Raw genomic sequence first — 14,394 nt, 5'->3', positions numbered from 1 at the left:
TGTATTCATAAGGTAGATATTAAATGGCGAACCCTTGCGGACATGAGTGGGTTGTATCCATAACCCAACAAGAAGAAGAGCCCGGTTTAGATCAGGCTTTGCTAAGGGCGATTTCGGAGCTTGCAGAAATTGATGCTTTTGCGATTTATGTTAATAAGCACTTTAATGATGATGTAGCGCCTATATTACTGAACAAAGACTCCCCTTTGGGAGCATTAGAGAACCATGAAATATCATCAATCTTGCAAAAGGTATCAAAAAATAAGATACGCATAAGTGCAGCCTTTGGCTCCTACACAAGTTACATTCCTATGTATTATTTAGGCCGTGTCATTGGCATGTTACTGGTTGAGACGGATCATGAGTTAGCTGAGCGTACAACTATGCTCAGCATTCATATTTTAAATGTGTATGCGAATCAACTTGCCCTTATTCATCGTTCACGGTTAGACCCCCTCACAGAGCTTTTAAATCGACAAACCTTTGATACCAAAGTGATAGAGATTGTATCAGATGATGAATTTTCTTTATCAAATGACGCGCAAAGTTGGTTTTTAGCCATCGTCGATATTGATCATTTTAAACGGGTTAATGACAATTTTGGCCACGTGATTGGTGATGAGGTCATTTTGTTACTGGCGAGGCTACTCAAAAATAATTTTAAAGTTGATGACTTTGTGTTTCGTTATGGTGGTGAAGAATTTGCTGTACTCTTTAATGCTAAAAGTGATTCTGAGGCACTTCATATTCTTGAGTGCTTTAGAAATAACGTAGCAGAATATCCTTTCCCTCAAGTGGGTCAGTTAACCGTGAGCATAGGTTATTTAAAGCTGACAGAGGTTGATATGGTGGCCTCACTTGTCAATAAAGCAGATTTAGCCCTATACCACTCAAAAAATAATGGCCGCGACCAGGTTACTTCGTACCTTGATCTTAACCTTGTTGAAAAAGTTCAAAATGACGATGATGGCATTGAGCTTTTTTAATGCTATTTTGATGGCTGTTATGCTAAAATCCGTGCCCTTAATTTGTTGTCGATAGGGTAGAAAATGAAATTAGTTCGTTGGATTTTAGGGTCTTTAATCTTATTTTTTGATTTTATATTTACACCGCGTAGTAAAAAGCGTGCGCCAGAGGACCAAGCAAAGCTCGATCAGCAAACTCGTGATTTTAAACTCTATCAATTTAAAGCATGCCCATTTTGCGTAAAGGTGCGCCGCGCGATTAAACGTGAAGGCTTAAAAGTAGAAACCCGCGACGCAAAAAACAATGAACAATATCGCCAAGAGCTGTTAGAGCAAGGTGGCAGAGTTAAGGTTCCTTGCCTGCGTATTGAAAAAGATAACCAAGTAACTTGGTTATACGAATCAAACGATATCATTGCCTATTTAGATAAAGTCGCAGCCTAAGGCGAGTGACCACTTCGAAAATTGCCCTTGCTATGCTAGCATCAGGGCAACTTTTATAGTCCTTTTTTAAAGAGAATATACTATGACAATCCGTACTCGTGTTGCTCCGTCACCAACAGGTGACCCGCATCTTGGCACTGCTTATATTGCCTTATTTAATTACTGTTTTGCTAAACAGCAAGGTGGTGAGTTTGTACTTCGTATTGAAGACACAGACCAAGTACGTAGCACGCCAGAATCTGAACAAGCGATTATGGATAGCCTACGTTGGTTAGGGCTTGAGTGGGATCATGGTCCTGATGTCGGCGGCGAGTTTGGCCCGTATCGTCAATCTGAGCGTAGTGATTTATATAAGAAATACGCACATCAGCTCGTTGATGAAGGCAAAGCGTTTTACTGTTTTGCAACCAGCGAAGAACTTGACCAAATGCGTGAAGAGCAAATGGCAGAAGGTTTACGTCCAAAATACGATGGTCGTGGTTTAAAATTATCGGAAGAAGAAATTAAAGCGAACTTAGCAGCTGGCAAGCCGTACGTTATTCGTATGAACATCCCATCTGAGGGCACATTTAAATTTAACGATTACCTGCGTGATGAGATTGAGATCCCGTGGGAAAACGTGGACATGCAAGTGCTACTTAAAGCCGATGGTTTCCCAACGTACTTTTTAGCTAACGTGGTTGATGATCACCACATGCAAATCAGCCATATTTTCCGTGGTGAAGAGTGGATTAACTCTGCACCTAAGTTATTAAAGCTATACGAAGATTTTGGCTGGAAAGCGCCTGTACTTGGTCACTTACCATTGCTACGTAACCCTGATAAATCAAAGCTATCAAAGCGTAAAAACCCAACCTCTATTAATTACTATAAAGAAATGGGTTACTTGCCTGAAGCGGTACTTAACTACTTAGGTCGCATGGGTTGGTCAATGCCTGATGAGCGTGAAAAATTCACCCTTAATGAAATGATAGAACATTTTGACATGAAGCGAGTGTCACTGGGTGGTCCGGTGTTTGACGTAGATAAGCTAAGCTGGTTAAACGGGATGTGGATCCGTGAAAACCTAACAGATGCAGAATTGATGCAACGTTTTGTGGATTGGAAGTTTAACGGCGATATGCTGGCTAAAGTATTACCAGAAGCGAAAACGCGTATAAATACACTTTCTGACATGGTTGATTTAGCAGGACATTTTGTAGGTGGTATCCCGACTTACGAGCCAGCACTTTTAACAGCCGGTAAAGCTGACGAAGATGTCATTCGCCAAGCTTTACAGTTCTTTATCTGGCAGTTAGAGGGCGTGCGTAGTTGGGAGAAACCTGAAATATTCGCTATTGCTAAAGCGGTAGCGACCTTCCATGAGTTAAAAATCAAAGATTTCCTAGAGCCAATATTTGTGGCTATTACTGGCAAAACATCGTCTACCTCGGTTTTAGATGCAATGGAAATTTTAGGGTCTGACCTATCGCGTGCACGTTTACGAGTCGCGCTTGCCCATTTAGGTATTTCTAAAAAGCAGGCTAAAAAGATAGAGCGTGCTTATCGCGAATATCCAAACGGTTAAAATACTTATCAATTAGCCCTATAAAAAACCGAGCTATATGCTCGGTTTTTTATAGCTATCTTTAATAGATATAAGACTGACCAGTACATAGGTAAGCTTTTTCACACTCATACTTAGCATATGTCACAGCTTTACATTGCTCAATGGTATAAGCGTTCGCTCCTCGGTTTACATCGTCTTGTTTTAATAAAGATTGGGCTTCGGCTTTTAAGTTCTTTTTATTAACAGTCCCTTTGCGACCCTCTTTATAGTTTGTACAGCTGAGCCCCTCTATCTGGCCCATCATCGTTGCACCCATTTCGATTGCATGTTGGTGGTTTCGAAACTTATATAAATCATGTTTAGCAATTTGATTTGCAATCATGTATTCACTGATATTTGTAGACAGAGTGATAGAGCTACAGCCACTACACAATAATAAAAGCAATAAAAAAAATTCTTTATTCATTTTGGCTCCGTTGACCTCTCAAGGTTAAATTTACAGTAGTCTGTTTTGTATTTAGGCAAGGCAACGACTATATGGTGTGGTTTTTACCCATAAATAGGCGGTAATGCAGCATCAATGCCAAACAAGCGCCTCCTTTAAATGGCCCCTAGTTTGAACGAATTTTAATCCGTAAAGGTCAACAGACCCTCGTTACTGCTTTTTATTATTATTCATTTTATTAGTATAACCTTTCGTTTAAATTTAACTTGTTAAAAATTGTAAATTTTGCAAATGTAAAATTAAAAAAGGAGCCTTTTTTTGTTGATGGTAATGTTTTTGTAAATATGTAAAAACAACTTTTTATAAATTAAATGCATGAAAACAAAGAGCTATTTATTTTGTTGGTTTGTTTTGATGTTTATTTTGTTAATGCGGTGTACAAAATGCTACACGTTTTAGCGTCACTTTTAACCCTGCTTATGGTTGAATTGTTTGTACAAGCTTTGAATTACTATTCATATTGCTTGAATAAATATAATCTAATTATCCAGGGGACACTTATGCAAGTGAAGACAATTTCAATTGCTGTTGCTGCTGCAATATACAGCGCGAGTGCAGCTCATGCTGCTGACATTGAGAGTTATACAAAAGAGAATGTACTAAAAGCGCCTAATTTCACTTTAGAGCAAGTTCAGGCATTACAGAAAGAAATAAACTCGGTTGAACAACCAATCACTGAAGTAGCTGATCTTAACGTTCAAGTTAACGCACGTGGTGCGAAGTTCGTAGAAGAGAACTTAGGGGGTGAGCATATCTACATTGTTCGGTTACGAGATGCATCAGTGAGTGTTGCTGCCAATACCCCGAACTCTCCACTAACTCGTGCGCTAACTGCTCCAAATTCAAAGTTATTTGAACGAGGCCAAGCAACAAGTCGAGCGGTTATAACATATGAGAATGAACTCAAACAAAAACAACAACAGGTTTTTTCTGAAGTAAGCTCAGTTACTGGACGCACTGAGATACGGCGTCAATTTACTAAAGCCATCAATGGTTTTTCTGTCAAAATGACAGAAAGTGAGGCCGCGCGCGTTGCAAACCTAGGCAGTGTTGCCTCTGTAATGCGTTCAAAGCATTACGATTTATTATCAGATGAAGGCCCAAAACAGATCAAAGCCGATGAGGTTTGGTCTGGTGCTGCCTCAAGTGCAGGCTTGAAGCTCAAAGGTGAAGGGCAAATTATTGGTATCATTGATTCAGGTGTTAATACTGATCACCCATCATTTGCCGATATCGGTGGCGATGAATACGATCACGAAAATCCATGGGGTAATGGCCAATATGTGGGGGATTGTGTTGAAGAACCTGAGCATGTTCAGTGTAATGATAAATTAATTGGTGTTCGTTCGTACGATGTAATTACTGATTCATATTCGGCAATGATCCCTGGTTGGCCTGCAATAGGCGAAGATTACGGTGGTCATGGTTCACATGTCGCATCAACGGCAGCGGGTAACGTTATTAATAATGTGCCGTATATGGTTGCCGGCACTGGTGAAGAAATGGATGGTAAGGTGATCAAAGCAGATCTATTTCCTGAAATTTCGGGTGTTGCCCCTCATGCGAATATTATTTCATATCAAGTATGTCATTCAACAAATGAAAGTGATTACAGAGGGTGTCCTGGTGAAGCACTGGTTGCTGGGATTGAGGATGCCATTGGTGATGGGGTTGATGTTATTAACTTCTCAATTGGTGGTGCAGACTCAAATGTATGGGCTGATCCTGTGCAGTTAGCATTTTTATCGGCGCGCGAAGCGGGTATTAATGTCGCGGCGGCTGCAGGTAACTCTGGCGCTGATGTTTGCGGTGCAGCAGAATGTTTGGGTTATTTAGATAATTCATCACCTTGGCTTAGCCAAGTTGCAGCAACCACTCATGCTCGAAGTGTTGCAGTAGAAACGGCTGTTGAATATGCTGGTTTTGCGAATGATGAGTTTGGATCAGAGATACCTACTTGGTCGGACGCAGGCCTTGTAGGCGGTTCTATTAATGATCAAGAAATCACCGGCGTAGTGGTTTGGGCAAAAGATTACGAAGATTCAAATGGCGAGAAAGATTACAATGGATACTGCGTCAATGAATTCCCGGCCGGCACGTTTGATTTTTATAAAGATGGTACTGCAATCGATGGAGCTGCTGAAGGAGATACGAAAGTCCTGGTTGTTTGTCAGCGACATGCACCCAATGATCCTAACGGTAATGCCCGTACAGCGAAGTCTGATAACATAAAGTCGGGTGGTGCAGATGGTTTCATCATGTTTAACCGTGATTCAGATCAAGGGACAGTTGCAGAGAGTTACTCTTTACCAAGTGTGCATTTTACATATGACCAATGGAATGGTGTGTGGCCAGAAGAAGGGCTAGCTGATTGGGTTGATAGCTACTCAGAAAAAGGCCATATGATCACAATAAAGCCAACCGTTATTGAACGCCGTATTAATGAAGAAGATGCTGATTGGTTGGCTACATTCTCTTCGCGTGGACCTTCTTATTCAAATATTGAAGTACTTGCACCAACACTTTCAGCACCTGGCGTGAGTATATATGCAGCATACTCAGACGAACACCCGTTTGTATCTACTCCTTATGGTGCAGATTACTCAATGAGCAGTGGTACATCGATGGCTTCACCTCATGTCGCTGGTGCTATGGCACTGATCCGTCAAGCACACCCTGAGTGGTCTGCCGCTGAAGTTCAATCGGCCCTCACAATGACTGCTGATAATGATGTTCAATATTATCGTTTAAATCAAGTTGGCGGTGATTCAGATAAAGCACAGATTTATCGTGCGGGTGCAGGACGAATTAATGTTGCTAATGCCGTTCAATCTGGCTTGGTAATGGATGAAAGTGCAGAAAACTTCTTAGCAGCAGATCCATATAATGGTGGTACGCCACATAAGCTTAACTTACCAAACTTAGTTAACTTTTCATGTGCACCTGAGTGTCAATGGGTGCGTACGGTTAAAGCAACCAAAGATGGCACTTGGACAGTAAGTCACGAAGATGTGGTTAACTGGAGCTTTGATATGCGTAATCAAGCTGCGCAAAATGGTGTAAATATAGAGATCACGCCGAAGAGCTTTTCTCTGAAAGCAGGTGAGACTCAGACGATTGTTGTTAAAGCTTCTGTGATGGATACGCAAGATTGGTTTAGCAATTCAGAGGTTGAACTACACAGTAACTTAATCTTTGAAGCACAAGAAGTGGGTACTCCAAATGCGCATTGGCCAATTGCATTTAAGTATGATCGTGGTGATCTTCCTTCAAGGTTAAATGCAGTAGCGCATGCTGACAATGACTCAATGATTGTAAAAGGCATAACAATACCTGCACTAGATGCGCCTGCTGCAAAGGCTTATAAGCCTGTTAAAGCAGAGCGTAAATCAGTGACACTTGAAAAAGATGACGACCGGGTATTCCCATGGGCACTTAATAGAAATGATGAAGTAGCGGCTGAAGAAATTATTGATGAAGCTGTACACTCAGGTTTTGTAACCGTTGAAGCGGGTGCTAAGCGGCTAATTGTCGAAGTGTTAGATGTTATCGAGTCAGAACTTGAAGGAAAGATTAATATCGGCAACCCTGGTGTGTATATCGGAAAAGACTACAATGGTGATGGTATTATTCAGCCTCAGGATGAAATTTTATGTGTTTCAACTCATACCATTTATGCCAACTTCTGTAATATCAATAACCCTGAAGAGGGTGAGTATTGGTATATGATTCACAATAATTACGAATCAAACTTAGCGGGTGTAGAAGAAACGTTTGAGTATGCGGTTGGGGTTGTAGGATCTGAAACTGCTGAGACGATAGACATTGCTCTTCCTGCAAGTGATGGTATTAATACTGTGAACATGAATATCACGTGGGATATGAAAATGGACCAAGGTGATGTTTACTACAGTATAATCGATGTAGGTACATCAGCTGTTAACGTTGGTAATTTAGGTTCTATTGCGTTTAAGCTCGAGCGCGATGTTAACCGAGTTCATCTTGATGTGCCGCAAACAAAAGCGAGTATGGGCGATAAAGTACCCTATACTTTTGAAGTATTGGCCAATACTTCGGGCATAGATCGTAACTTCACCTTTACTGCAGATATTCCAGATGGCTTAACAATTAATGCTGAAAATGTGATGAGCTCACGTAAAGATTTGGACATTGAGGTTTCAGATGGGCAACTTATTATCTCTGGAGTGCAAGAAAATACAGCGGATGTAGCACCTGATTATATTGTAACAAACAACATTACAGATGAGATGTGTCGTACACCTGATTTTGGTGGAGGTTCATCTGGGGGTTATGTAGATTTAAGCCAGTTTGGCTTATCGCCTATTCTGTCTGGTTTTGATGAACAAAATAATGTGACTTATCAGCGAGGTTATGCACTTCCAGTAGGAGCGTTATTTAGCGGAGTTGATCAAATTAGTTTGTATAACAATGCAGATGCAAAAAATCTTAAGTATGGCATGTTAACCATTCGCGGTAACGGTAAAGTAGACTTCTCAGTCGGTAAGCACTTTTTCCCATTCCATGATAAATTTCCATACGATAATCAACCATACGAAGGCATTGGTGCACTTTGGCGTGGATGGTTCCCAGATTTTAGCAATGACTTCATGAGTGTTGGTTTAAGCAGCAATGAAGGGATTACGCTTGCAACAACAGGAACAGGTTGGGGGATTGTTGAATGGGATAATGCTGCAGATTACGGTGATCCAATTCGCAATCGTCAGACAGGTCAATATGAATGGACAAAACGTGATAACTCATTTGATTTTGAAGTTATTTTCAATGCTAACACCCGCTTTGGAGATAATGAACATGAAATCTATTTGGCTTACGACAATATAGATTTCGGTTCGACTGATACGCGCGGGAGTGTCGGTATTCAAGGCTTCAAAGGGCAACTATATTCATATGGTCCATTAGAAGGTTATTTAGGTCGTTCAATCGCATTTAATGATGTTGATAGCGTAGTCAAAGACGGGATGGTAATTTGCATGGATTACGTCGGTCCTGAGTCATCACAGTTTGAGGTCACTGCATGGGCTGATGTAACTGCTAAATCGGCAGGTAAAGACTTAACCTTCAGTGCAAACATAGATGTTGAAGGCATGGAAACAATGCAATTGAAGCATACATTATCAGTACCAAGTAATATCACTGTTGTTGAAATTGAAAATATGGCTACAACCGAAGAAACGGCAGTTTCATTTGACGTCCACCACATTGATGAAATGAATTCGAAGAATGAAATTTCAATTATCTCCGCTGATGTAACGTATGAAGTTGACGGTAACACAGTGACAATCACGCCAATCGATAATTTCTTTGGTGAGACTGAAATTGAGGTTGTGGTATCAGATATCGAAAACCCAGCAGATAAAGCCAGCACCACGTTTATATTAACAGTGACAGGTGTGAGCGATGCACCGGTGGCAGAAGTCGCTACAACGGATGTGGTTATCACTGAGGGTGAAACAGTAACACTGGATGCATCAAGTTCACGTGATGCCGATGGCGATGAAATAACCTTTGCGTGGTCAGGTGCAGGTGTAATTGCTGATGCAACGGCTGCAATGACGACAGTATCTAGCTTAACAGCAGGTGATCATGTGTTTACGGTAACAGTGTCAGACGGTGAGCTTGAAGCAACAGCCATGGTCAATGTGAAAGTTGTCACAGTGGCAGAGCGCTTAAGCATCAGCGATATCAGTGCACTCACAGTGGATGAAGATAACACCGCAGAAGTTGCCGTTAACTTTGATAACCAACTTGGTAAAGAAACCGTTATTTCAGCGATGGCAGATAATGCAAGCGTTGAAGTGATGGGCCATGAAACTGGTTCAATGCTGAAGCTAACACCGGATACGAACTTTAATGGCGACATTGAAGTAACGGTGATGGTTGCCTATGCCGATGAGCCAACAGCGGTTGCACAAACCACATTTACATTAACAGTGAATGCTGTGAATGATGCACCTGTGGTAGAGTTAAGCGAGACGCATATCTATGTTCGTGAAGACCAAGTACCCACGTTAACAGCGTCAGCGACAGACCTTGATGGGGATGAGTTAAGCTTTACATGGCAAGGTCCGGGTAACATTGCAACGCCAAATGCTGCAAGTACACAAATCTCAGGTTTAGTACCGGGTGATTATGTGTATACAGTGACAGTAAGCGATGGCAGCGAGAATGTATCGCAAAGCATGCAAGTGTCAGTGACAGCAGCCCCTGAAGTTGATGATTCAGATGAAGATAACAACGACAGTGGTTCATTAGCCTGGTTAACCGTGTTAATGGCGGGCTTTGCAGGTCTAAGGCGCCGAGCTGCAAAACGTAAATAAACACCTCCTAAAGTATGTTATGAACCAACGGGCCCTTAGAGGCCCTTTTTTATTGCTATTACTGCGCAACGTATGTAGCAAAATGTACCCTAAATTCCCTTTTTTAACTGGTGTGTTACATTAAAAGGAGAATAGACTAGGTGACGTAGCTAAATTATTTACATTCTTTTTTAGCTAAGGGTACTTTCAAAGAGTATTATGTTGGTAGTTACAGATATAAGCATCAGCTGTAGATACACTGAAAAATAGGTGATTTGAAATTTTATGTTAAAGCTTTTTGGCTTAATGTGTCTAGTCTCAATGGGAGCCAATGCGACTGTTCAAGATACGTTAAAGCAACAACAGTTAATAAAAAAATCGACATTACACGCCAGTATAACTGTGGGGGTTGGTGGTATTCAAAATCCAGTCTTAAATTCAAAAAACTTCATATCCCCTATTTTGCCTAATTTTTCATATTATGATGATAATTGGTTTATCGATAATTTTGCTGTTGGTTATAGCCTCTTTGAAAAAAATAACTTCTACTTTGATGTGGCTGGACGATTTAATGAGGATGGCTTTTTCTTTAAGTTAGACGGAATTGAAAAGCTGTTTGCCGCTGGGTCAGTTTCAGGTGGTTTTAAAGACAAAGCAAAGCCGTTAGTACCTGAAGAGCTATTAACGCCTATTGACCGTGATTTATCATATTTAGTGGGATTGTCGTCAGGCTATGTTCTCTCTAATGGGTTGTTAGTTGAGCTTTCCTTGATGCATGACATTACAAATGTGCACAATGGGTATGAAGGACAGCTCAATATGTTCAAAACCTTTAGATTTGGTGAGTCATTATTTGGCCTCGAATTAGGTGTTACGTATAAAAGTCTTGATTTAATTGAATATTATTACACCGTAGGGCGCACTGAAGGATTGGTTAGAATACCTGACTATCATTCAGAAAAAGCTGTAAATTATCATTTAAAAGCCAGTTATACATACCCTTTATCGGATAGTTTTAGCGTTGATATTAATGTAAAGCATACCTGGCTAGATAGTGATTTAGTGCTCAAGCCAATGATCACAGATAATGCTTATTTTTCTGGTTTTGCAGGTATTACTTATCACTTTTAGGCCAGCGAATGGCAATATCAGCTCCCCCGGTTTCGACACTATTATCAAGTGAAATAAAGCCGCCATGCCAGCTAATTATTTGTTTTACAATGTATAGCCCCAATCCGTAACCGCTAGCAAGATTGTCTCTCTCACCTTGTTGAAATGGCTCAATCAAGGCCCTTGCATTGTTGGGTAAGCCTGAACCATCATCAATAACATGTATAGTATAAAACTCATCGCAGGCACTAGTTGCGACTATAATTTCAGATTTTGCATACTTTGTTGCATTGATAAGCAGGTTCTGCATTGCAATAGCCATAAAGCTTGCTTCACAATTAACCATGGCTAAATTGTTTCTTAAAATAAAATTTAGCCCATAAAGATCAAACTTATTAACTTCAGTCTCAATTAATTGGTTGAGATTAGTTGTGTATTGACTAAATACGCTGTGTTGATGCTCTAAGCGCGCAAATGAGAGGTACTGCTCTAAACGCAACTCAATTTCTTCAATATCTCGTTCTAACTGATCACGCTCTTCATCATTGTAATTTGAAATTGAAAGCGCGAATTGCATTCTAGTTAAAGGTGTACGAATTTCATGAGAAATAATGCGGGATAAATCACTATGTAATTGAATAAAGTTTTCGATTCGCTCAGACATTTCGGTGAATGTGCCTGCAAGTGGTGCAATAGACGAGCTGGGCTTAATGGGTAGATTAAATTTTTCAGGTTTCTTACTAAAACGCTTGGCAGCATTTTGTAAGATACTTAAATCACGGAAAACTGGGCGTATGAACAATAGAATAAGCCCACCTAGTAACAAGTAAAAGGTAATAAAGGCGAGCCAGTTTGTTGTTTGCGTAGGCGTTAAATTTATAGGGCCGATGCGGAAGTTTTTTTGTTTATCACCCTTTAAGTAAACATATTGCTGCTGCTCTAGCGTAACCGTTAATATACCTTCATTCTCAAATTTTTCCCTCAAGTTACCCGAAAGGAATAGCTGAGAATCATTTAATTCTTCTATTTTTTCTTCCTTATGCTCAATAAGCAACCTCAATTCTTTAACGCTCAACTGCACACTAAGAGGGGGGAATGAGAATAGATGGTTATAAAGTTGTCCAAATGCTAACACGAGGGCTATTAAGCTAATTGTAATGACAATATAGAGTTTTAAAAACTGTCTATTCATAGCTCAGTTATGTCCAAGCTATACCCTTTGCCACGAACTGACTTAATATCTAAGGATGCGTGTTGGTTTTCAAATAGCTCTTTAAGCTTTTTGCGTAACCGGCTTATTTTTAAATCAATGGCTCTGTCTAGACCATTATATTCACGACCAATTACATGTTTAAATAATACTTCTCTCGATACCGGTTGAGGGCTATTTTTTACTAAAAATGAAATGATTTCAAACTCGTTTTCATTTAGCTTCAGTGGGGTATTTAGAAATACGGCGTCGCGCTTTTTGGCATCAATATATAAATTTTGTGAGTCTTTATTAAACTCTTGTTGTTGGCTGATAATATTTTTCACTTTTGCCAACAATAGTTCTGGTCGGATAGGTTTAACTAGGTAGTCATACGCGCCTAATTCTAGTCCCTTAATTTGTGATTGAATGGAATCCAGTGCGGTTAAAAATATCACCGGGCAATGATGATTTTTTCTCAAATCTTCAATTAGTGCAAAGCCATTACCGTCAGGGAGCATTACATCGCAGATAATTAAAGTGGGGTTAAACATAATGTCATGGTCATTGTAGCTTTGTGCGGTATTAAATACATCAACCGTATATTTTTGTTTTAATAAAAATTTTTTTATTAAAGTGGCAAGCTTTAAGTCATCTTCAATAACAAATATATGGTGCATTATAAACTCCAGCCAAATCGGCGCTTGATGCGATAATCACTTGCTTTGTAACGAGCAATTGATAACTCTTGCTCTTTAACAACTTTGTTGGTCAGAGGATCAATAAGTTGTATTTTTATAGAGTGAGAGGTTTGTAATTTTAAGTGCTCTTTAATTACCCCTTTTTTAGTGTAGCACTGTGTGTATTGTGGAAGGTTTGTTATTTCAAGACATAGTTCTTTAAAGGGCGCCAAAGTAAAATTAATTTTTATGTTGAATTGGCAAATTTTTTGTTCTGATTCGGTCACACATACTGATGGAGAAACCTCTAAATAAGGTTTATCAACAGGCTTTGCCAAAGCGTACATGCTACAAAATACACTACATAATACTGTAATGTAGTAGATTGACTTTTTAATTTTATCGAAGATTTTAAAACCCTTAGGGTAATTCAAAACTGATACACCTAAATAATTGGCAGCAGAGTTTCTAATAATGGACTTGCTGCCTACGTCTCTTTCTATTATTTATTCTTAACGTATTATCAAATAATGCTAGTTAATCCGACTTAAATATCCGAAGGAAAAATACTTTTCCTATTTTTCACACGTGTATTCAAGCTAGCGAACTTATTGTACTTCCACCAATAGGCTTATATTACGCAACTTGAATAGAGAACCAGTGTCACCTATTTTCCGCGAGTTGTTAACTACTTGTACAAAAAGCTACATTTTATTATACGCAGTACTAATTAATAATATTTATTTTAGACGTTGGCCATACTGTATTTTAAGTTATGCAAGGAAGTGACTGTAAGGTCATAAACAAAACTTTAACAGATTCGACCTCTATTGTATTTTTATCTGGTAGTATAGTCAGGTTATAAGCAGTTTAAGTAGTGAACAAACAATGTTAAGTCCTTATTATCAGCAACATGCTGACTATGTCTCTATTTCTCGCGAGCAAGGTTGCCGCTTTGCTAAGTGTGTAGCTGATGATTACAACCCGCTTCATGATAAAGACGCAAAGAAATTTTGTGTACCCGGAGATCTATTGTTTTCGTTGGTATTAAGTAAGTATGGTATCAGTGAAAGAATGGAGTTCACCTTTGCAGGTATGGTGGATGAAAATTCAAAACTTCATTTCCCAGCCGGAGCAAATGAGTTTGATATTACAAGCGGTGAAAAAGTCATGCTTAAAGTTAAGCGTGAAGGGAAAACAAGCCAGTGTGAAACACTTACTAACAGTTTGATAAAAAATTATGTAGAGTTTTCTGGTACTACGTTTCCACATGTCATCATTCCACTTATGGGTAAGCAAGATGTTATGATAAACCCGGCTAGGCCGATGGTTATTTATGAGTCTATGTTGATAAACCTCGATACATTGGATATCACAGCACCAACATTAGAATTTGCTGAACCTGATTTCGAATGTGCTGGTAAGCGAGGTAAAATAACCTTGCGATTTAATTTGCTTGAAAATGGCAGTAAGGTGGGATCAGGAGAAAAACATATGGTCGTATCAGGCATAAGAGAGTATTGCCAAGCGACCGTTGACGATTTGATTGCATTTTACAACGAGCGTAAAGAAACGCTTAAGCCCGTAGCTTAAAACCGCAGTTATTTAAACATC

The 14,394-nt window shown here is 39.6% G+C and carries 10 protein-coding genes; 6 read left to right on the top strand and 4 right to left on the bottom strand.

What is annotated here, in order from left to right:
- Positions 1 to 23: 23 nt before the first annotated feature.
- The 3 genes from CSC79_RS06050 to gltX all read left to right on the top strand — a co-directional run bounded on the left by CSC79_RS06050 (position 24) and on the right by gltX (position 2,976).
- Complete coding sequence (locus CSC79_RS06050; protein ID WP_099294939.1) at positions 24 to 986, top strand: GGDEF domain-containing protein; 963 nt, start codon at positions 24 to 26, stop codon at positions 984 to 986.
- A 63-nt stretch (positions 987 to 1,049) separates the two neighbouring features.
- Positions 1,050 to 1,409: a glutaredoxin gene (locus CSC79_RS06045; RefSeq protein WP_099294938.1), complete on the top strand. Its 360-nt coding sequence runs from the start codon at positions 1,050 to 1,052 to the stop codon at positions 1,407 to 1,409.
- Between the two features lie 82 nt (positions 1,410 to 1,491).
- Entirely contained in the window at positions 1,492 to 2,976 is a 1,485-nt protein-coding gene (gltX, locus tag CSC79_RS06040; RefSeq protein WP_099294937.1) for a glutamate--tRNA ligase, read from the top strand.
- Between the two features lie 61 nt (positions 2,977 to 3,037).
- Here gltX and CSC79_RS06035 read toward each other — a convergent pair whose 3' ends face one another.
- The gene (locus CSC79_RS06035; RefSeq protein WP_099294936.1) at positions 3,038 to 3,424 is read right to left on the bottom strand and encodes a hypothetical protein; all 387 of its coding nucleotides are present in this window, start codon (positions 3,422 to 3,424) and stop codon (positions 3,038 to 3,040) included.
- Positions 3,425 to 3,963: 539 nt separating this feature from the next.
- Between CSC79_RS06035 and CSC79_RS20320 the strand changes: the two genes are divergently transcribed.
- Positions 3,964 to 9,822: a S8 family serine peptidase gene (locus tag CSC79_RS20320; protein ID WP_180270395.1), complete on the top strand. Its 5,859-nt coding sequence runs from the start codon at positions 3,964 to 3,966 to the stop codon at positions 9,820 to 9,822.
- 264 nt (positions 9,823 to 10,086) lie between these two features.
- Positions 10,087 to 10,932, top strand: a complete 846-nt coding sequence (locus CSC79_RS06025) for a MipA/OmpV family protein (protein WP_099294934.1) — start codon at positions 10,087 to 10,089, stop codon at positions 10,930 to 10,932.
- On the opposite strand, the gene CSC79_RS06020 is transcribed toward CSC79_RS06025, so the two are convergent.
- The 3 genes from CSC79_RS06020 to CSC79_RS06010 are packed head-to-tail and all read right to left on the bottom strand — an operon-like array spanning position 10,916 to position 13,214.
- Positions 10,916 to 12,103: an ATP-binding protein gene (locus CSC79_RS06020; RefSeq protein WP_099294933.1), complete on the bottom strand. Its 1,188-nt coding sequence runs from the start codon at positions 12,101 to 12,103 to the stop codon at positions 10,916 to 10,918. The genes CSC79_RS06025 and CSC79_RS06020 overlap by 17 nt on opposite strands.
- Positions 12,100 to 12,780, bottom strand: a complete 681-nt coding sequence (locus tag CSC79_RS06015; protein ID WP_099294932.1) for a response regulator transcription factor — start codon at positions 12,778 to 12,780, stop codon at positions 12,100 to 12,102. The genes CSC79_RS06020 and CSC79_RS06015 overlap by 4 nt, the downstream gene beginning before the upstream one ends.
- Entirely contained in the window at positions 12,780 to 13,214 is a 435-nt protein-coding gene (locus CSC79_RS06010) for a DUF3019 domain-containing protein (RefSeq protein WP_099294931.1), read from the bottom strand. The genes CSC79_RS06015 and CSC79_RS06010 overlap by 1 nt, the downstream gene beginning before the upstream one ends.
- A 454-nt stretch (positions 13,215 to 13,668) precedes the next feature.
- Here CSC79_RS06010 and CSC79_RS06005 point away from each other — a divergent pair, with 454 nt between their 5' ends.
- The gene (locus CSC79_RS06005) at positions 13,669 to 14,373 is read left to right on the top strand and encodes a DUF3581 domain-containing protein (RefSeq protein WP_099294930.1); all 705 of its coding nucleotides are present in this window, start codon (positions 13,669 to 13,671) and stop codon (positions 14,371 to 14,373) included.
- The last annotated feature ends 21 nt before the right edge of the window (positions 14,374 to 14,394 follow it).

The sequence above is a fragment of the Pseudoalteromonas sp. 3D05 genome, from assembly GCF_002723455.1.
GTDB lineage: Bacteria > Pseudomonadota > Gammaproteobacteria > Enterobacterales > Alteromonadaceae > Pseudoalteromonas.
The sequence above is the reverse complement of the archived record's forward strand: the minus strand, read 5'-3'. Positions and strand labels throughout refer to the sequence as shown.

Coding starts and splice junctions, on each gene's coding strand:
- CSC79_RS06005 (WP_099294930.1), top strand. CDS start 13,669: ATGTTAAGTCCTTATTATCAGCAACATGCTGACTATGTCTCTATTTCT.
- CSC79_RS20320 (WP_180270395.1), top strand. CDS start 3,964: ATGCAAGTGAAGACAATTTCAATTGCTGTTGCTGCTGCAATATACAGC.
- CSC79_RS06035 (WP_099294936.1), bottom strand. CDS start 3,424: ATGAATAAAGAATTTTTTTTATTGCTTTTATTATTGTGTAGTGGCTGT.
- CSC79_RS06025 (WP_099294934.1), top strand. CDS start 10,087: ATGTTAAAGCTTTTTGGCTTAATGTGTCTAGTCTCAATGGGAGCCAAT.
- gltX (WP_099294937.1), top strand. CDS start 1,492: ATGACAATCCGTACTCGTGTTGCTCCGTCACCAACAGGTGACCCGCAT.
- CSC79_RS06020 (WP_099294933.1), bottom strand. CDS start 12,103: ATGAATAGACAGTTTTTAAAACTCTATATTGTCATTACAATTAGCTTA.
- CSC79_RS06050 (WP_099294939.1), top strand. CDS start 24: ATGGCGAACCCTTGCGGACATGAGTGGGTTGTATCCATAACCCAACAA.
- CSC79_RS06045 (WP_099294938.1), top strand. CDS start 1,050: ATGAAATTAGTTCGTTGGATTTTAGGGTCTTTAATCTTATTTTTTGAT.
- CSC79_RS06015 (WP_099294932.1), bottom strand. CDS start 12,780: ATGCACCATATATTTGTTATTGAAGATGACTTAAAGCTTGCCACTTTA.